This is a genomic window from Blastococcus sp. SYSU D00868, assembly GCF_054050575.1.
Genome location: NZ_JBJGZO010000003.1, coordinates 250,762 through 268,168, shown reverse-complemented (window position 1 = coordinate 268,168; position 17,407 = coordinate 250,762). Strand labels below are relative to the sequence as shown.

Annotated in this window: 18 protein-coding genes; 13 read left to right on the top strand and 5 right to left on the bottom strand. The window is 67.9% G+C overall.

Annotated elements, in window-relative coordinates; translation table 11 throughout:
- Window positions 1–84: 84 nt before the first annotated feature.
- Window positions 85–2,391 (bottom strand): VWA domain-containing protein, encoded by a 2,307-nt coding sequence (locus tag ACI79F_RS04635; protein WP_456544061.1) that lies wholly within the window; start codon window positions 2,389–2,391, stop codon window positions 85–87.
- On the bottom strand, window positions 2,388–3,668 hold the full coding sequence (locus tag ACI79F_RS04630) for a PASTA domain-containing protein (RefSeq protein ID WP_456544062.1): 1,281 nt from the start codon (window positions 3,666–3,668) through the stop codon (window positions 2,388–2,390). The genes ACI79F_RS04635 and ACI79F_RS04630 overlap by 4 nt, the downstream gene beginning before the upstream one ends.
- 239 nt (window positions 3,669–3,907) lie before the next feature.
- Between ACI79F_RS04630 and ACI79F_RS04625 the strand changes: the two genes are divergently transcribed.
- The 4 genes from ACI79F_RS04625 to ACI79F_RS04610 all read left to right on the top strand — a co-directional run bounded on the left by ACI79F_RS04625 (window position 3,908) and on the right by ACI79F_RS04610 (window position 5,690).
- Window positions 3,908–4,231: a hypothetical protein gene (locus ACI79F_RS04625; RefSeq protein WP_456544063.1), complete on the top strand. Its 324-nt coding sequence runs from the start codon at window positions 3,908–3,910 to the stop codon at window positions 4,229–4,231.
- A gap of 152 nt (window positions 4,232–4,383) precedes the next feature.
- Window positions 4,384–4,512 (top strand): hypothetical protein, encoded by a 129-nt coding sequence (locus ACI79F_RS04620; protein ID WP_456544064.1) that lies wholly within the window; start codon window positions 4,384–4,386, stop codon window positions 4,510–4,512.
- A gap of 1 nt (window position 4,513) precedes the next feature.
- Window positions 4,514–4,858 (top strand): hypothetical protein, encoded by a 345-nt coding sequence (locus tag ACI79F_RS04615; RefSeq protein WP_456544065.1) that lies wholly within the window; start codon window positions 4,514–4,516, stop codon window positions 4,856–4,858.
- A gap of 49 nt (window positions 4,859–4,907) precedes the next feature.
- Window positions 4,908–5,690: an SGNH/GDSL hydrolase family protein gene (locus tag ACI79F_RS04610; protein ID WP_456544066.1), complete on the top strand. Its 783-nt coding sequence runs from the start codon at window positions 4,908–4,910 to the stop codon at window positions 5,688–5,690.
- A 311-nt stretch (window positions 5,691–6,001) separates the two neighbouring features.
- Here the strand turns inward: ACI79F_RS04610 and ACI79F_RS04605 are convergent, their stop codons facing one another.
- The gene (locus ACI79F_RS04605; RefSeq protein WP_456544067.1) at window positions 6,002–6,289 is read right to left on the bottom strand and encodes a hypothetical protein; all 288 of its coding nucleotides are present in this window, start codon (window positions 6,287–6,289) and stop codon (window positions 6,002–6,004) included.
- Window positions 6,290–6,386: 97 nt separating this feature from the next.
- On the opposite strand from ACI79F_RS04605, the gene ACI79F_RS04600 reads away from it, so the two are divergent.
- Window positions 6,387–6,593 carry a hypothetical protein gene (locus ACI79F_RS04600; RefSeq protein ID WP_456544068.1) on the top strand — a complete coding sequence of 69 codons (207 nt, stop codon included), beginning with the start codon at window positions 6,387–6,389 and terminating at the stop codon, window positions 6,591–6,593.
- A gap of 956 nt (window positions 6,594–7,549) precedes the next feature.
- On the opposite strand, the gene ACI79F_RS04595 is transcribed toward ACI79F_RS04600, so the two are convergent.
- Window positions 7,550–8,632 (bottom strand): acyltransferase family protein, encoded by a 1,083-nt coding sequence (locus ACI79F_RS04595; RefSeq protein WP_456544069.1) that lies wholly within the window; start codon window positions 8,630–8,632, stop codon window positions 7,550–7,552.
- A gap of 521 nt (window positions 8,633–9,153) precedes the next feature.
- On the opposite strand from ACI79F_RS04595, the gene ACI79F_RS04590 reads away from it, so the two are divergent.
- The 3 genes from ACI79F_RS04590 (at window position 9,154) to ACI79F_RS04580 (ending at window position 12,429) form a co-directional block, all read left to right on the top strand.
- A complete protein-coding gene (locus ACI79F_RS04590) occupies window positions 9,154–9,894 on the top strand; it encodes a PP2C family protein-serine/threonine phosphatase (RefSeq protein ID WP_456544070.1) in 741 nt (246 codons plus the stop codon).
- 781 nt (window positions 9,895–10,675) lie between these two features.
- Window positions 10,676–11,284 carry a WecB/TagA/CpsF family glycosyltransferase gene (locus tag ACI79F_RS04585; RefSeq protein WP_456544071.1) on the top strand — a complete coding sequence of 203 codons (609 nt, stop codon included), beginning with the start codon at window positions 10,676–10,678 and terminating at the stop codon, window positions 11,282–11,284.
- Window positions 11,281–12,429: a glycosyltransferase family 4 protein gene (locus ACI79F_RS04580; RefSeq protein ID WP_456578879.1), complete on the top strand. Its 1,149-nt coding sequence runs from the start codon at window positions 11,281–11,283 to the stop codon at window positions 12,427–12,429. The genes ACI79F_RS04585 and ACI79F_RS04580 overlap by 4 nt, the downstream gene beginning before the upstream one ends.
- Window positions 12,430–12,531: 102 nt before the next feature.
- Here the strand turns inward: ACI79F_RS04580 and ACI79F_RS04575 are convergent, their stop codons facing one another.
- A complete protein-coding gene (locus ACI79F_RS04575; protein ID WP_456544269.1) occupies window positions 12,532–12,807 on the bottom strand; it encodes a hypothetical protein in 276 nt (91 codons plus the stop codon).
- On the opposite strand from ACI79F_RS04575, the gene ACI79F_RS04570 reads away from it, so the two are divergent.
- The 5 genes from ACI79F_RS04570 to ACI79F_RS04550 all read left to right on the top strand — a co-directional run bounded on the left by ACI79F_RS04570 (window position 12,796) and on the right by ACI79F_RS04550 (window position 17,338).
- Complete coding sequence (locus ACI79F_RS04570) at window positions 12,796–13,032, top strand: hypothetical protein (protein ID WP_456578880.1); 237 nt, start codon at window positions 12,796–12,798, stop codon at window positions 13,030–13,032. The two genes, ACI79F_RS04575 and ACI79F_RS04570, sit on opposite strands and share 12 nt — an antisense overlap.
- Before the next feature lie 389 nt (window positions 13,033–13,421).
- The gene (locus tag ACI79F_RS04565) at window positions 13,422–14,336 is read left to right on the top strand and encodes a hypothetical protein (RefSeq protein ID WP_456544072.1); all 915 of its coding nucleotides are present in this window, start codon (window positions 13,422–13,424) and stop codon (window positions 14,334–14,336) included.
- 8 nt (window positions 14,337–14,344) lie between these two features.
- On the top strand, window positions 14,345–15,703 hold the full coding sequence (locus ACI79F_RS04560) for a lipopolysaccharide biosynthesis protein (RefSeq protein ID WP_456544073.1): 1,359 nt from the start codon (window positions 14,345–14,347) through the stop codon (window positions 15,701–15,703).
- Window positions 15,700–16,533, top strand: a complete 834-nt coding sequence (locus tag ACI79F_RS04555; protein ID WP_456544074.1) for a glycosyltransferase family 2 protein — start codon at window positions 15,700–15,702, stop codon at window positions 16,531–16,533. The genes ACI79F_RS04560 and ACI79F_RS04555 overlap by 4 nt, the downstream gene beginning before the upstream one ends.
- Window positions 16,520–17,338: a glycosyltransferase gene (locus ACI79F_RS04550; RefSeq protein WP_456544075.1), complete on the top strand. Its 819-nt coding sequence runs from the start codon at window positions 16,520–16,522 to the stop codon at window positions 17,336–17,338. Before ACI79F_RS04555 ends, ACI79F_RS04550 begins: the two co-directional genes overlap by 14 nt.
- Window positions 17,339–17,407 lie beyond the last annotated feature (69 nt).

Sequence of the window (17,407 nt, the reverse complement as noted above, 5' to 3'; positions counted from 1 at the left end):
GCCTGTGCCCACCGGGGGTGGGCACAGGCGGAGCTCCCCGAGGTGGACGGGGTGGGCCGGTCCGGGGCCTCGGCCCGGGGCGGATCAGGCCGCGGCGGGCACCCGGGGACGGCGGCGGCGGGCCAGCGCCACCCGCAGCGTCTGCCAGCCGCCCAGCGCGATGAGCACGCCGATCAGCGCCAGCGCCAGCCCGCCCCACAGCGGCCGGTCGCCGACCGTCACCGCCTGAGCGAGCAGCTGGTAGCCGCCGTCCTTGCCGAGGCCGACCAGCGCGACCGTGGCCCCGCCCTTGACGTCGGCGGGCACGTCGGCCTGCGCCTTCACGTTGCCGTCGGCGTCGGCCTCGGCGATGCCGACGGTCTTGCCGGCGATGACCACGCGCACCTTCGTCCGCGGGGCGAACCCGCCGCCCTCGACGGTCACCGGGCGCCCGGCGGACACCTCCACGGGGGAGCCGGAGGGGTCGTCCAGGTCGATCACGGGGGTGTCGGTGACGACGTCGTCCACCAGGTCCCGGACGTCGCCCACCACCTCGCCCACCGTCTCGCCGACCTCGCCGAGCAGCGGGCCGGAGGGGTCGCTGGCCTCGACCAGCGGCGGGTCGACGCGGGCGGCCCAGCGCAGCAGCGCCCCGGCGATCGCGGTCTGCCCCTCGGCGGTGGGCAGCGCGGCGAACTCCTCGGCGTCGGCGGAGACCACCCACGGCCGCTCCTCGCACAGCGAGTGGTCGGGCAGCAGGGCGTCCTCGACCTCGCCGGCGTAGAGCAGCCGGTCGGAGCCCACGGCATCGACGGCGGCGGCGATCTGCCGGTTCGCCTCGGCCTGCACCCAGCCCACGCGGGCCAGCTCGTCGGGGGAGACGTCGGGCAGCGCGGCGGCGCAGGCCGCGACCGCGGAGACGTCCCGCGGGACGACGGCGACGTACGGCAGCACCACCACCGGCGCCTCGCCCGCGTCGGCGAGCACCCGGCGGTAGTAGGCCTCCAGCTGCGGCCGGAGCTGGCCCAGGCGCTGCGCCCAGACGTCGGTGGGCTCGGCGCAGTCGACGTCGGTGCCGGTGCACACGGCCTCCCCGTCGCAGCCGGCCTCGCCCAGGCAGCCGGCGACCAGGCCGGTCAGCCCGAGGTCGGCGTCGCCCGCGGTGAGCAGCACGAGGTCGACGGCGTCCAGGTCGGTGAGCTCCTCGCCCTGCCCGTCGGCGTGCGCGGTGAGCAGCGCGTCGGCGCAGGCGAGGTTGGTGACCCCGTCGCCGAACAGCTGCGCGGCGTAGGAGTTCGGGCTGCGCAGGCAGTCGCCGGACTCGTCCCCGGCGCCAGCTCCGGCGGAGAGGTCGTCCCCGAGGACGACGACGTCCTCGGCGTCGGCGAACAGCTGCCCGCCGTCGGCCCGGTCCAGGCCCTCGCGCAGCTCGACCAACCCCTCGGCCTCGACCGGCTGGGCGCCGCCGGTGGTGGCCCGCACGGTGTACTGCAGCCTGCCTGCGGCCGGGCCGTCGGCGGTGTGCACCACCCACGACACCTCCCGGGAGCCGCCGGGCGGGAGGTTGCCCAGAAGCTTGAGCGGCGCGGAGACGTCCGGGGCGTCGGCGCCGTCGAAGCGCAGGTCGACGCGGACGTCGAGAGCCGGCTGCGTGCTCGGGTTGCGCACTGTGGCGGTGACGGTCAGCGCCGACTGGGCCTCGGGGTTGAACGTGGTGTCGGTGGCCAGGTCGACCTCGACGGTGGGCGCGCTGAACTGGGCCAGCCGCTCGCCGAGCTCCTCGGCGTCCTCGGCCGGCCGGTAGGTGCCGCCGGTGCTGTCGGACAGGCAGCTGAGCTGGTCGACGGCGGGGTCGTCGGCGGCGAGGGCGAAGCCGACGGTGTCGATGGTGATGTCCAGGCCCTGGGAGCGCAGCTGCGCGGCGACCGGGCACGGGTCGGCGCAGGTGCTCTCGCCGTCGGAGACCACGACGATCGTGGCCTCCTCGAAGCCCGCCTCGAGCAGGCTCTCCCCGGCCGCGGCCAGCGCCTCGGCGGTGGGGGTGTCGCCGTTGGCGCTGAGCGTGCGGATCTGCGCGCTCATCGATGCGGGGGAGCGGCGGGCGACCGGGATGACCTCCCGCCCGCCGTCGCAGGCGCCGGGGACGGCCGGGTAGGTGCGCAGCCCGATCTCGCTGTCGACCGGCATCTGCTCGAGCATGGCGAGCAGCCCGGCCTTGGCGCCCTCGATCTTGGGCGTGCCGTTGGCGTCGGGGTCGCCCATCGAGCCGGAGGTGTCGACCAGCAGCAGCACCGGGTGGGTGCCGCCGACCGGCAGCGGGTCGGCGGGCGCCGCGGCGGCGGGCAGCGTCGTCAGCCCGGTGAGGACGGCGGTGGCGGCCAGGGCGGCGGCCGCCCGGCGCAGCGGGGTCACTCGGCGTCCAGGGTCTCGATGTCCTGCGGGGCGCCGACGACGCGGGCGTCGCCGAAGCCGAGCCGCACGGTGCTGCCCTCGACGGTGGTCGAGTACTCGATGTCCAGGCGCAGCACGCCGGCGGTGGGCAGGTCGAGCGGCGCCGACTGGCCGTAGACCGGGTCGAGGACGGCGAGCACCCGCCCGTCGCCGTAGACGACGACGTGCGCGGCGGCGTTCGGGTCGCTGCCGTCGGTGATGCCGACGGTGACCTGCAGGCTCGTGGTGAGCCGGTTGAGCAGGTAGGTGGTGGTCGTGGGCCGCTGGCCGACCGAGCAGTAGATCGAGTCGGCGTAGGTGGTGCCGTTGATCGGCACCTCGTCGACGCTGCAGCCGCCCTCGATCGCCTCGAGGTCGCTGAGGAAGACGCCGGCGGGCGCGCCGGCCACGGTGACCGTGACCGTGCCCGACAGCGGGCTGCCGGCCGGCGGGGTGACGGCGAGGACGGTGCCCTCGGCGGCGCCGGGCTGGTACACGGAGTCCTGCTGGTAGCGGGTGCCGAGGGCGACCAGCGCGGTGCGGGCGTCGTCGGCGGTGCGGCCGACCAGGTCGGGCACCACCCCGGGGACGGCGACGAAGAGGGTCACCCGCTCGGCGCCCTCGGTGCCGCCGACCGGGTCCTGGGTGACGACCGTGCCGGCGGGCAGCGCCGAGGGGGTGTCCTCGGCGGTGACGACGCCGAGGTCCAGCCCGGCGTCGGTCATGGCCTGCTGGGCGTCGGTGAGGGCCAGGCCGCGGACGTCGGGCAACGGGACGACGTCGCCGTTCGCGCTCGGCGCCTTGGCGACCTCGACGGTGACCTCGTCGGCCGGCTCGCGGTCGCCGACGGAGCCCTCGAACGCGACGCCGCTGCCGAAGCCGGAGCCGAAGACGCCGACCAGCACCACGGTCACGCCGGTGAGCGCGACCCGCTTCCACGTGACGCGCCGCCGCTTCGGCGCCGGCGGCTCGGGGACGACGGTCTCCGGCGCGGCCTGCCAGCCCGGCGCGCGGACGACGGTCTCGGGGGCGGACTCCCAGCCCGGCGCCCGGACGACGGTCTCGGGCGCGGCCTGCCAGCCGGGCGCGCGCACCACGGTCTCGGGCGCCTGCTCGGGGGCGGGCGGCCGGACGACGGTGGGCTGTGCCGACTCCCAGGCCAGCGGCCGCACCGAGGTGTCGGGTGCGGGGGCCCAGCCCGGCGCGCGGACGATCGTCTCCGCCGCCGGCGGGGAGGCGTCGGCGGCCGGCGCCGGCACCGGTCCGGCCGGCGCGGGCGGCGGCGGGGCCCCCGGAGCTGCTGCGGCGGGTGCCTGGTCGCCCTGTGGATGCACGTCGTCCCCGTTCGAGCCGGAACCGCGTCGTCCGCGACGCGGTCATCGCGCGGGACATCGGCACATCGGCGGGTTTCTTGAACCGGCCGGGCACGGATCCCGCCCGGAACGGGGGGATGCGCGTGCCGTGTACGTTGCCCGCGGCTGACGATCCCGGGAGCGTGATGAGACGAGCACTCGCCGGCCTGGGCGCCGTGGTCGTGCTGGGCACCGGCTGCGCTTCCATCCCCGCCGCCGACGAGGCCGCCTGCGACCGCCTCGAGGAGTACCGGCCGCCGGCCGAGGAGGACCCCACCGCGGCCGAGCTGCAGGGCCTGCTGGACGACGTCGGCGACGTCCCCGGCGACGAGGCGATCACCCCCGCGCTGCGCGACGCCGTGCAGACGGCGCTCGACGACGCCGAGCGGCTCCTCGACGGCCGCAAGGCCAAGTACTACGACGTGCACGTCGGCGAGGCGCTGTCGGTGTGCATGGACCTGGGCTGGTAGCCCGCGCGCGTCGCCGGCACGCGAGGCCCCGGCTGGCGGCGTCGGTGGAGGTCCCGTGACGATGAGCCCCACGCGTCCCATTCGCACCAATCGGCTGTTCGAGCCGTCGCCGTCTCGCTAACGTCCGCCTCCGGCGGCAGAGGGGGCTGGCGATGGGGCAGGCGCAGGTACTGGAGCGCGTTCCGCGGGTGCGGACGCTGGTCTCGCTGGGGTTGTGGCTGCTGGCCGCGGGCGCGGCGGCGGTCGTCGGCCTGGACCCCGACGGCCTCGCCCGCCACTGACGTGACCTCCTACCGGCGGGCCCTGCTCGCCCCGCTCGTCCTGTCCGGCGGCCTGCTGCTCGGCGCCTGCGGGGACGACGAGGGCGCCGACCCCGACCAGCTGGCCGCGTTCTGCGACCGGGTGCGGGAGTTCGACGCCACCGACAGCGGCAGCGAGGCCGAGGACGCCGACCGCTGGCGGGAGCTGGCCGACCTGGCGCCCGACGACATCCAGGACGACGTCGAGACCATCGCCGACGCCTTCGCCGACAGCGGGGACCCGGACGCCGCCGACCGGCTCAACGAGGCCGGCGAGCGGGTCATCCCCTACATCGAGGAGAACTGCGACATCGACCTCCCCGGCTGACCGGACGCCCGGGCGGTCCCGGCTCCGGCAGGGCGGTAACTTCGACGCCATGGCACGGGGGGACCACTGGTGGACCGAGCCGCCCTGGTGGGCCTGGTCGGTGATGATCGGCAGCCTGGTGGCGATCATCGTGATGCTGCCGTTCGCGCTGAACCGCTCCGCGCCCGAGAGCGACGCCACCGACAACGCCGCGGCCACCCGTGAGTCGAGTCCCTCGTCCGCCGGCCCCACCGCGTCGGCGACCCCGACCGGCAGCGCCGAGCCGACCGGCGCGGGCGACGCCACGCAGGTCCTCGTCATCGGGGACGCCGACACCGCCGGTGCCGCCGGCGGCGAGGGCTGGCCCGCCGCGCTGGAGGAGCTGCTGCCCGACGTCGAGATGACCGTCGCCGCGACCGGCGAGGCCGGCTACGTCACGACCGATGGCGACCCGACGCTGCCCCAGCTCGTGGGCGACGCCGACCTCGAGGACGCCGACGTCGTCGTCCTGTTCGGCAGCCGCTTCGACGCCTCCGGGATCGCCGACCAGGTCGACGAGGCGGCCCGGTTCACCCTGGCCGCGCTCGCCGAGCGGGCCCCGGACGCCGAGCTCGTCGTCATCGGACCGGTCTGGCCGGACGACGCCCCGCCCGCTGGCGTCCGCAACAACCGGGACGTGCTCCGCCTGGCGGCCACCGAGGCCGGGGTGACCTTCGTCGACCCGATCGCCGACGGCTGGCTGACCGACGCGCCGGACCTCGTCGGCCCGGACGGCGAGAGCCTCACCGCGGCGGCGGACGCCTACCTCGCCGACCGCATCGAGCCGGTGCTGCAGGCGGCTCTCGACGGCTGACGGCCTCAGGCGCGGCGGGTCGCCCGCCGTCGACGCTGATGACCTGGCCGGTGATGTAGGCGCCGTCGTGGACCTCGGCTGGTAGCGGGATCCGCTCCGCCGGCCGCTCCGGCCACGGAGTTGAGCGGCGGCGACGGTGGCCCCCACTCCTTCGACTCGTCACAACTAGCTGTTGAGGGGGAGGCGCCCTCGCCAGGGGCCGGTCCGTTGGCAGAGGCATCTCAAATCGACTCGCGCGCGATGGGGCTGGTGGCCGCGAGAGGGGCCGTCGTGGTGGGTTGAACCTGGACGGGCTCGCCCCTCCTAGGGCTTCAAGCCTCGAGGTCGCCGACGAGCCAGTCGGCGACCCGGCTCATGAGCGCGCCGGCCTGCCGGTGCGCATCGGAGTCGCGCCACGCCTCGAACGCCGCGCGGTGGGCGAAGACGGCGTCCTGCACGAGCACCGCGCCTTTGCGGGTGTCGAGGGACCAGTCGAGCCGCCATGACAGCAGCCCCGGCGCCTGACCCGTGGCGGCGACGGCGTCGTAGGCCGCATGGCGGGCTTCGACGTCGGTCGAAGACTGGAACCGGAACAGCACGAGGTGTCGGTAGGGACGCACGGCTGCATGCTGCACGGGTCAGACAGGGCTGCTGAATCCGGCCTGGGCCGCCTTGCGGACGATGGCACGAGGCCCTCCAGTGCCGCACGCTGTCCGCGTGGCGAGGTACCGGCTGATCGCGGGGCGCCGAACCGTCGTAGGTGAGTTCGAGGCCGGCGACGACGACTTGGAGGCCATGCGCGCCGGGGAGCCGCTGCGCCGCCAGCACATAGAGGAGCGAGGCGCTCCGGGCGAGTACTACATCGAGCGGTGGGTCGCGGGGGACTGGGACTTCCGCGGCCGCTACTGGGATCCGCTCAGCTGACCACCGTCCCGCCCCCCGGCTCGGACGGTCGGGTCCCGTGTCGCCCGGTGGGTTCCGTCCAGGGCCGGGGGCAGAGAGAGACCACTGGTGGAATGAGCCGCCCTAGTCAGCCTTAGCCGTCATGGCGGCCAGCTTGATGCGATCATTGTGACGCTGCCGCTTGCGTTGAATCGCAAGCCGCCGCAGTTTCGACGTGTCGATGCCGTTCGCCGAACACCTGCGAGCCCGGCAGCCCGACGACTTCCGCTCGTGAGACGGCGCTGGCGGACGAGAAGAACGTCGTCGAGGCCTTGTCGTCGAGGACGTCAACAGCGCCGGCTTCAAGACCGGTGCTGCGGCTTGGCAACCGCCTCAAGGAGCGGCTGACGAAGACGAGATGACAGTGACGGCCGCCAGCGTAACCAACTACTTGACCGCCGAGCCCCCGACCGACGTCATCATTCCCGACCTAGTCGCTGAGGCGGACCTCACTGGCCCGACGTGATCGTGGCGTTTCAGCAGCCGCTTCGACGCCGCGGGCATCGCCGACAAGGTGGAGTTCGCCGCCGCCCTGTCGATCGGCGCGATCCTAGAGCGGGCACCGGACGCCTAGCTCATCGTCATCGGCCCCGTGGCCCAAACCCCGACGCCGGGAGGCGTCCGCGACGAGCGAGACGTGCTTGCCGCCGCCGCGGAGTCCGGTGGGACACTGCTCGTCGACACGCTGACAGAAGGCTAAGTCGCCGACGCCCCGGACCTGATTGGCCCGGATGGCGAGCACCTCGTCGCGGAGGCTGACGTCGACGTCGCCAACCGAATGGAGCCGCTCTTCCAGCCGGCGCTCGTCGCCTGACGCCCGTTCAGCGGGGCCCTCCCCTACGAGCCCCACGGCGCTTGTAAGCGAACCTTCTCCCGTGTTGTGACATGCGGATCGGCTCCGCGGCACCTGCAGTTGCTGTGGTGTGACTGAGCGCCTCCTATGACGCAATCGTCGTGGCCGGTTGCCGACCGACGACGGCGGTCGGTGGTGTGAGCATCCAGCACAGCGGCGACGCTCCCACGATGCGCCCGGCGAGGATCGTGCCGCCGATGATGGGTCCGACGAGCACAGCGGGCAGCAGCAGGATCCATAGATCCGCGGCGGCCTGGAATTGAGCGAGCGCACCCGACGCGGTGACTGTCGCGCTGAGGGCCGAGATAACGAAGAAGTGGAGGATGTAAACAGGCAGCGTGCGGGCCCCGATGGCTCGCATGAGGCGCGCGACTGGGCCGCCCATGGACCACAAGCCGAGGACTTGGGCGGCGGCGTAGAGGGCGAGAGCTGACAGTGGCAGCCGAATCGCCGGCTCGACATCGAGGGCGGCCAACGGCCAATACGCGGCCGAGTATCCGGAGACGGCGGCAATAAGCTTGCTCGGCGTCGCGGACCTCATGAGCCGGAGCCACAGAGCTGGCGCCTGGGTGCCGAGGTAGAACCAGACGAGGTTGGCCAGCAGCGAGGGCAGCATCAGGACGGGCAGCGGGTCCTGCTGAATGGGGGCGGTCACCGGGTCGAGGAGTGGAGCTACGGCGCTGACCGCGGCGAGCGGAATCAGCGCCCAGGCGCTCCTCGGGCCGAGCGCGGTGACCAGAACGCGAGCTATCAGAAAGTACAGGGGGAGGGCGTAGAGGTACCAGAACGCGGTGGGCGCAAGGATGCTGATCACGATCCCGGCCGCGCTGGGCGGGCTCTCAGGGCCGACACCGGGCACCCACAGCCGCGCCTGGAACAGCGCAGTCCACAACGCGTACAGGTAGAACATGCCAACGGTTCGGCGCCGCGTCTGCGCCAGTGGTCGCGACAGGACCCGAGCGGCGAAGAACCCCGAGATGACGAAGAACAGCGGCATCCGGAGCGGTGCTAGGTATTCGGTGACCTCGGCCCACAGTCCGCGATCCCCCTCGCCGATTTGCGCGTCGACCCAGATGGACGTGTGCATAAGTACGACAAGCACCATGCACACGCCGCGGCCAGCGTCTGGCCAGTCGTACCGGATATCACGAGCCCCGGTAGTTTCCACGAGCTGCCATGCTGCCTGAGCGGCTAACGGACTGTCACCGCGCGCTATCTCACAGTCCTCGAGCGACCCGAGCAGGCTGCCTCAGGCCGAGTGCTCGATCTTGGTCGGCAACGGTACGCGACCTGGGCGACGGCTGCTGTGTCGCCTGCGCCGTTGCAGCCGGGATCCACGGCTTCAAAAGCCGTTCGTGCCTTGGGGTTGATGCCCCCGTACGTGCAGACGCCACCGTCGGGAGTCGGCGCCGATCTGTCAGGACACGAGATTCGGGTTGGCCGGCGGATCGGTTGCTGTCCCGGACGTTGATGACAGGTGCACCATCCGTACCGCAACCGCCGCAGCAGTATCCTGACACCCTCCCACGCACCTGTGGGTGGCCTCATCGCCCTCGGCCGAGTGAGCCGCCGCATCCGCGGTTTCCCCGGACGGCGAAGGCCAGGTCCGCGTACGGCCTTCTCGGGCAATAGGCTCACCGGCCCACGGGCATGACGTGCGCAGCGAGGCCGCGTCGAGACAGGAGACCGATGCCGCAGGTGCAGCTGTCGTGGGGGACCGCCACCCACATTGGGCAGCGCGAGGAGAACCAGGACCGGCTCCTCGCGGTGCCGCCGGTGTTCGCCGTTTGCGACGGGATGGGGGGGCACGCCGCGGGGGCAGAGGCGGCGCAGAAGGCGGTCGACTGCCTGTCGACGGCAATTGACAAGCCGTCGCTGACAGTTGGCTCGCTGCAGGAGGCAATCCGCCGGGCCGACGAGAGCATCCGAGCCCTTGGGGAGGCGGACCCGTCGATGGTGGGCGCCGGGACCACCGTCGCGGGTGTTGCACTGGTGCAGGACGACGATCATCTCTGCTGGGCGGTCTTCCACATCGGGGATTCGCGGGTCTACGAGCGGACGCCCAACTCCTGGCGCCAGGTAACCGTGGATCACTCGCTGGTGCAGGTACTCGTGGAGAGCGGGCACGTTGCTCCCGAGAACGCCGCGACGCATCCGCAGCGCAACATCGTCACCCGAGCCCTCGGCGTGGGCGGCAGCGGTGACGCCGATGTGACGTTACTGCGCGCGGTGGTTGGCCAGCGCCTTCTCGTCTGTTCCGACGGGCTGTCGAACGAGGTGTCGGACGAACGTCTCGAGCAGGTGCTTGCCAGCAGCTCTACGCCCGAGGAAGCCGCGAACCTCATGGTCACGGAAGCCGTCGCGAACGGCGGCCGCGACAACATCGCCGCTATTGTGCTAGTCGTCGAATCCTTGGGCTCCGACCTCTAGCGAGCGACCGAACCATGCTGAGCACTCAAGGCGTCGCTTCCAACGGCCAGCCTTGCTACCGCGGCGCCACGCGGCCGCTGTTGAAGGCCCAAAGCTGGGTCAACGCTTGGTCATCGTGTGGCAGCGGATGAGCGTGCGGCGGACGACGCCCGGGCGCACGCCCCACTCTGCGTAACATGCATTGCTCGGCCGGCCGACGGCTAGGACGTGCGCCGTATCCCTTCAAGACAGCCCACGACGGGTCTGCCTGACCACGCTCCGCCTTGCGGCCCCCGGAGGGCCATGTGGGACTCTGCATCCCATGAATGACAGCAGCACGCCGGTCTCGTGGAGGCGAACTTCGGCGACGGGTAGCGCGGAACCACTTGGTAGGACCCCTTCCCGCATGTCCTTCAAGATTTAAGAGGCCCGTCCCCCAAGAGGGTTAGCACCGTGCACTCTTCCCTCCCGCGTTTCGGCTTCGGCAGGCTTGAATTTGGCCACTCGCGACTGCCCCGACGGAGACGACTGCTGGCCACCATGTCCTGTCTGACCAAGGTTTAGCGACCTACCACTAGCTGAGATCCATGCTCCGGCAAAAGGGGGAAAGGACATGACCGTTCTGCTATCGAAGCCTGACACGATCCGCGTTGGGGGTGTCCCCTTTGCCAACTCGACCCAAGGCGCGGCGGTCGCCTGGGTTCTGGCTGCCGCTTCGGAGGCTGGGCGCTCACCGACTCCTGTGCAGGTGTGTCTGTCGAACGCATACTGCGTCGCCCTTGCGAGCCAAGACCATACCTACATGGACGTCCTGCGCCATGCCGTCGTCTATCCCGATGGGCGGCCGATCGTCTGGTTCATGCGGTGGGGGCGTCGGAAACCCGGACAGAACCGGCCCCGGCAAGTCCGTGGTCCATCCCTGTTTAAGGATGTGCTGCAGGCAGGCCAAGCGCAAGGCGTCAGGCACTTCTTCTATGGCACCAATGAGCAGACGCTCGATCGACTCAAGGTAGCCGTAGAACCACTGGTTGGGCCCATAGGAATTGCCGGCATGCTTGCACCTCCGTACGGGTCGCTGAGTCCCCAGCAACTCGACGAGGCTGCTGCCGTTATGCGGCAATCCGGCGCGCAGATCATCTGGATTGCCCTAGGCACCCCGAAGCAGGATTTCGTCGCCGCCGAGTTGGCCAGTCGAACGCAGTTGCCATGCATCGGGGTGGGGGCCGCTTTCGACTTTCTCTCGGGCACGACGAGTGAAGCGCCCGAGGTCCTGCGCAAGCTTGGTCTCGAATGGTTTTACCGGCTTCTCAGGGAGCCCCGTCGCCTCTGGCGCCGCTACCTACTTGGGAATGTCCGCTTCCTCTCCGTCGCGATAAGGGGACTGCGAACAGCCGAGAGTTATCGTTCATGAGGATCGCTGTCGTCCACAGCTTCTATACGTCCCGCCAACCATCCGGCGAGAACGAAGTTGTTCAAGCCCAAGTTAGAGCGCTGCAAGTTGCAGGGCATCAGGCGGTCCTCTTTGCACGACACACCGACACTGAGTCGCGAAGGCCCTTCTACAGTGCCCGATCAGCCATCAGGACCGCGACGGGCCGTGGGGATAGTCCGCTACAGGACGTCAATGCGTTCGAGCCAGACTTGGTGCATGTGCACAACGTCTTCCCAAACCTGCCCGTCAAGTGGCTCAATAAGGTGACCGCCCCCAAGGTGGTGACTATGCACAATTACCGCTCCTTCTGCTCGGCTGCCACCTTATTTCGAGACGGCAAAGACTGCACCTTATGTCTGCGGGGGAACACCGCTCATGCCGTGCGCCATTCCTGCTACCGAAACTCGAAGGTGGCCACGCTCCCGCTCGCTCTTGCCACCCGAGGCGGTGGCCCATATAGGGGAGTGATTGATGATGCGGCCGCTGTCATAACGCTAAATCGCGAGGCCGAGTCACTCTTCCGAGCCGTGGCGCCTGGCCGCACTCACCGGATCCCCAATTTTGTGGACGAGGACTTCGCGAACCGAACGACTGAACACCCCTCCGGCTTCGCCTATATCGGTCGCCTGACGGACGATAAAGGCGTTCGAGCACTGCTGGACATTTGGCCTAGACACAGGAGGCTGCACATCGCAGGTACGGGACCCCTAGCTGAGGTCGTCGCCACGGTCGCCGAGCAAGAACCTGAGACGTTCACTTACCACGGACTTCTCGGGCGGATCCAGGTTTCCAGGTTGATCGGGTCTGTCGAAGGTCTCGTGTTGCCTAGCCTATGGCGCGAGGGAATCCCCACCATCTGTCTCGAAGCGCTGGCGTCGGGCACTCCACTTGTCGTGTCCGAACAATGCTCCGCTCTCCATGACATCACGGATGGTGGCGCCGGCGTCTCGTTTTCCCCCAGTGACGGTGAATCACTCGAAAGTGCGCTAAGAACTGTGAGTAAGTCGCCCGCCACCACGTCCGCAGCAGCACGATCTCTGTACTCGCGCGAGTTCTCCCCCGAGGTCTGGATGACACGCATCTCCGCCCTCTATGACCACGTTTGCGCAGCGGCTGGTCGTTGAAACATGAGGACGGGACGTCGAATCGTCAGACACGATGTAGCTCGCGGTGAGAGGGTAGGTGGGGGGGAGCGATTGGCTGAGGTGGTAACGCTAAGGCAATCGCTACTTGCCGACTGGAGAGCTAACCGGGGCAACTCCAAAGCTCTGGTTGTCCTCACCCTTTTCAGGCTTGCGGCATGGGTACGCGGCGATAGAAGTGTGCCACCTAAGTGGCATGCCAAACCCGTCGGTGTACTGTATCGCATAACAGTCGAATGGATCTTGGGTGTCGAAATCCCGTGGCGAACGCGAATTGGTCCCGGCGTCAGACTGTTTCACGGCCAGGGCTTGGTCATTAATGACGAAGCGATACTCGGCGCGAATGTAGTGCTTCGCCACGGGGTCACGATCGGCGTCAAGGAGGATGGCGGTGTGGCGCCCACAATCGGGGACGGGGTGGTCTTCGGTGCGAGCGCGCTAGTCATCGGGGACGTGACAGTGGGATCCCATGCCGTTGTTGCCGCGGGAGCAGTCGTCATTAACGACGTACCGCCCGGTGCGGTAGTCGCAGGTAACCCCGCGGTAGTAAAGCGCCGGTCTCTCGCAGAAGAAGACGACGCGTGATCCCTACTGAAGACGCCATCTCATCTGTGTCAGCGCGTGGCGGTGGCTACCTCGCGATCGCGACAGCGGTCCTTCTGCCTGTCCCTCTGCCTTCCCTTCAATCCTTGACTGTTGGAGACGCACTCGTCTTCGTTTGTCTGCCGGTCCTATTGCCAGTCGTACACCGTCACGTGCGGAAACGATGGCTGCTCATGGGGCCGCTTCTCATCTTCAGTGGCCTTCTTACGGCCGTCTTGTCGGCTATGGGTCCTGGCCGAGAGCTAAGTACGTCCACCGCGTTGTTGGATGGTCTCCTCGTCGCGTCACTCGCTTTACACCTGATCGGCACAGCGTGGTCTATCACTAGATTAGGAATGCTTAAGGCTCTCACTCTTTACGCAGCTTCCAGCGTGCTGGTCGTGCTGACCGGGTGGCCACTGGATCTCGCTGATGCGTGGAAGTACCAAATGGCTTGGCCACTCTGCGTCTTGGCCATCGCACTCGCTGTTCGTGGCGGCGCGATCGTCAACGCGTCGGTCCTCCTGACCTTGAGTGCTGTAGCTCTGGTCGCGGAGTCAAGGAACAACGCAATCGTGCTTGTGCTGGCAGCGCTGGCTGGGTTAGCTCCCATCGCAAGAGCCCGATTGACGGCATCTCGTCTCATCGTCGGCCTTGGCGTCCTCGCGGTGTCACTGTACGTCGGCGCCAGTCTCATCTCGTCCGCTATTGAGCAAGGCACCTTCGGTGAGGATCTGCAAGCTCGACAGCTTGAGCAGGCAGAGGAAGGGCCGCTGGGCGCGCGCATCGAGTACGGGGCTTCCCAAGGGCTCTTTCGGGAGGACCCGTTAGGCTTCGGCCTCGGCGTGCAGCCATCGAACTTCGACGTCTTTGTTGCTGAATCAGGCTTTTATGACATCGGAGTCAGGCCAGATAGCGAGTACATCCAAGAGCAAGTGCTCGGGCCGACGTTCGAGCTGCACTCCATCGCTGCTGATGTCTGGCTGCGCTGCGGGTTAGGGGGGCTCGCGTACGTCGTCGGAATCGTGTGGGTGTGTATACGGACTCCGGTACAGAGGCTCGAAGGTCTTGCGTCCCTCAAGTGGCTAATGAACTTTCTAGCATTTCAGTCTCTCTGGGACATACTATTCTCGCCGATGCCGTCGAACGGTCGCTGGCTTGCAGTCTCACTTGCCGCGCTTCTCTTCGCTGCACCGTCCGCGTCTCACATGGCGGAATCCGAAAACGCAGAGCGAACCGACACCGGAACAGACGGGGTTGGTCGGAGCAAGATGCTCGGCATGCCGGCCCCGTCGCCTAGGGTCTAAGGGCTTCCATGACGAGCGATTCACCGGCGCGGCAGGTCCTTCGCAACCTGGCCCTGCGCTTCGCGGTCATCCCAGTGTCAGCGGTCTGTGGATTGGCATCTGCTCGTATTGTCATCACGGATTACGGGCTCGCCATCTTTGGTGTCGCAAGTCTGATTGGCACGCTTCTGCTGTTAGTGCCATTCCTCGACCTAGGTCTGGGGGCAGCCGTCATGGATCGCGCTGCCCGGATGGATCGCGGGCCTAACATGGCCCAATGGATAGGGAAGGCAATCCGGTGGTTGTTTGTCGTGGGCGCACTCCTGCTGTTGTTGTCGGTCCTGCAGTATTGGACCGATATCGCAGACTCAATCTTGGGTGACGCTTCCACAGTCATAGATGGACGGACGGTCTTCGGAGGGTGGCTGGCCATATTGGCGGTCACGCTGCCGGCCTCATTGGGGCAGCGTCTGCTGATCGGGGCCGGCCAGACGCATTTGGCAACGGTGGTAAGCGCTGTGACAGCACCAGTGGGTCTGTTAATTGTAGCGGCGGCCGCAATCATTGAAGCGCCCGCAGAACTTGTCGTGCTGGCCGTGCCAATTGCTCTAGGGCTGACGTCAATGTTGGGCCTCGCGCTCGGTCTCCGAGGCGTTGCCGTCTCCTGGATTGACGTCCTGTATGCGGTGCGCCGCGGGAGAGGTCAAAAGGAACTGAAACTCGGGTCCGTGGCGGTGCCGATGTTCGCAATAAGCATCGGCCTCCCGATCGTCTTCGAGAGTCACCGTCTGCTCTTGGCCCATATGTCCTCGTTGGCTGCCCTGGCGGCCTATTCACTTATCGCCCAACTTTATGCGCCACTTTGGTCGTCTGTGTCCAGTGGTGGTATGTCACTGTGGCATGGGTTCGCCAGTATGACTGACGAGGGACGAAACCCGGCCCGCCAGTGGAGAAACGCTTTCGTGACGCTAAGTATCACTGGAGCCGTGCTGGCCGCGACCCTCGTCGCCTTCGCTGATATCGGTGTTCATCTGATCTCAGGTGCACAGGCCGACGCTGACTATGGAGTCGTCTGGGCGTTCGCGGTCCTTCTCATGTTGCAGTCGGTTCACCTAACCTCGGGAATGTTCCTTACCGACGCTCTGGGACTACGAATGCAGGCCAGGTCTGTTACGGTAATGGCTATCACATCCCTCGGGTTGGGGCTCCTCATCACGCCAGTAGCCGGGGCGGCCGGGCCGATCTGGGCCTCCAGTGCAGCCCTTCTCGTATGTCAGCTTGCGCCATGCCTTCTTGCGGTGCGGTCGCGACTCAGGCGTCGGGACGAAAGTTTGGGTAATCCGACTGGGGCCGAAGTCGGCGCTGGAGATCGGCGTTGGACGGCATGACGCCGCGCATCTCGGTCATCATGGCCGCCCGTAACGCAGCTGAAACGGTACGGGAGGCGATCGAGTCGGTAGTGCAGCAGACCATGGATGCGTGGGAGTTGATCGTCGTAGATGACGGCTCGAATGACGCGACTCTCGCTGAGATCCAGTCAGTGGACGACCATCGGATACAAGTTGTAAGAAACGGGCGCCCAATGGGCGCAGCTGCCTCGCGCAATCTGGCAGTCGAGCGGTCGCTCGGCGAGTACATCGCGGTGATGGATGCTGACGATAGGTGTCGGCCTGATCGTCTGGCGCTTGAGAGTCAATTCCTGGACCGCCGAGCAAATGTGTCTGTGGTCTCGGGCCAGATCGCTGGTTTCGGTTCGTGGGGTGGTCCCAGCGTGCTCTGGACGTACCCGACTGATGTGGAGCAGATCCGGCGGGAACTGCATCGAGGACGTATGCCCATCGCCCACCCGGCGGCTATGTTTAGGCGCAAGGACTTTCTTGCTGTGGGTGGGTATGACGAGCGGTGTCCGCGCGCTGAGGACTTGGCTCTAATCATTAGGCTTTCACATCTCGGCGTCGCCAATCTGCCGGATATCGTCTTAGACTATCGAATGCGTCGAAGGGTGTCTCTCTTGTACGTCTTCAGAGAGGCGTGGTACGCGAGGATCGCTCGTGAGCAGAATGCTCCCGGGGGTGGACGATCGACGCGTGACGGCCTGAAAGCCTTGAGACGCATCCCTGGTGTGTTCCTCGAGGGGACGAAGTCGTGGGTTGGGCGTCGGACCTTGGAGATGCGATGGCGCCAGTCTAAGCAGGAGGTATCAGATGGTAAGGGGTAACACGCCGCTGGTCACGGTGGTGACAATTGCGTTCAACGACTTCGAGGGCCTTCGTCGGACGCGGCGGTCGCTGGAACGACAAGAGTCGGACTGGCGTCACATCATCATGGACGGCGGGTCGACGGACGGCTCTGCCGAGTACGTCGCTTCCCTGGATGATGAGCGAACCGTTGCCCATAGTGGTCCCGACAAGGGGCGTTATGATGCGATGAACCGTGGGAGTAGGGACGTCAACTCCGAATTGCTGATCTTCATGCATGCCGGGGATCAGTTCACGGATGAGTGTGTCCTGTCGCGAGCGGTGGAGTCCTACCAGGAGCATGCTTGGGACTGGGCATTCGGCTTGTCTCGACTAGTTGCGCACGACGGTCGAGTCGTGGGCATTGCAGGGGCCCCGCCGTTCAGCTTCCGCAGATTCGCGCTCGGACGGGAGATCATCCCCCACCAAGCGGCGTTCTTCGCGACGAACTTCTTCAAGCTGGTAGGTGAGTATGATCTCGGGTTCGGGCTGGCCGCTGATCAATTGCACTTCATGCGGGCCGCGACATTGTCGCCACCGCTGCTGCTTGGGCTCCCGGTGTGCGACTTCGATCTAAGCGGGGCCGGCTCGACGCGGCGAGCCTCAAGCCACTACTGGGATATGAGTCGCGCCAGGAGGCGGCTGGGCGTTCGCATCTCCCCTGCTGCGTCGTTGGACGTCGCAGCCTCCCTCGGACTGGGGATCATCACAGACCTGCGTCGCGAAATCGGACGGCGACGTTGCAGCGGGGCGACCACGAGGGGCGGGGCGTCGGACCAGTCTTAGGCGCGGGAGGCTGCTTCCTGGTCGATGCGGACACTGCCGCGAGACGGTGGCATGCTTCCGCTGACGTTC

Excerpts from the sequence above, each read along its gene's own strand:
- ACI79F_RS04625 (WP_456544063.1), top strand. The coding sequence starts at position 3,908 with ATGAGACGAGCACTCGCCGGCCTGGGCGCCGTGGTCGTGCTGGGCACC.
- ACI79F_RS04580 (WP_456578879.1), top strand. The coding sequence starts at position 11,281 with ATGAGGATCGCTGTCGTCCACAGCTTCTATACGTCCCGCCAACCATCC.
- ACI79F_RS04560 (WP_456544073.1), top strand. The coding sequence starts at position 14,345 with ATGACGAGCGATTCACCGGCGCGGCAGGTCCTTCGCAACCTGGCCCTG.
- ACI79F_RS04555 (WP_456544074.1), top strand. The coding sequence starts at position 15,700 with ATGACGCCGCGCATCTCGGTCATCATGGCCGCCCGTAACGCAGCTGAA.
- ACI79F_RS04620 (WP_456544064.1), top strand. The coding sequence starts at position 4,384 with ATGGGGCAGGCGCAGGTACTGGAGCGCGTTCCGCGGGTGCGGACGCTG.
- ACI79F_RS04590 (WP_456544070.1), top strand. The coding sequence starts at position 9,154 with ATGCCGCAGGTGCAGCTGTCGTGGGGGACCGCCACCCACATTGGGCAG.
- ACI79F_RS04610 (WP_456544066.1), top strand. The coding sequence starts at position 4,908 with ATGGCACGGGGGGACCACTGGTGGACCGAGCCGCCCTGGTGGGCCTGG.
- ACI79F_RS04550 (WP_456544075.1), top strand. The coding sequence starts at position 16,520 with ATGGTAAGGGGTAACACGCCGCTGGTCACGGTGGTGACAATTGCGTTC.
- ACI79F_RS04585 (WP_456544071.1), top strand. The coding sequence starts at position 10,676 with ATGGACGTCCTGCGCCATGCCGTCGTCTATCCCGATGGGCGGCCGATC.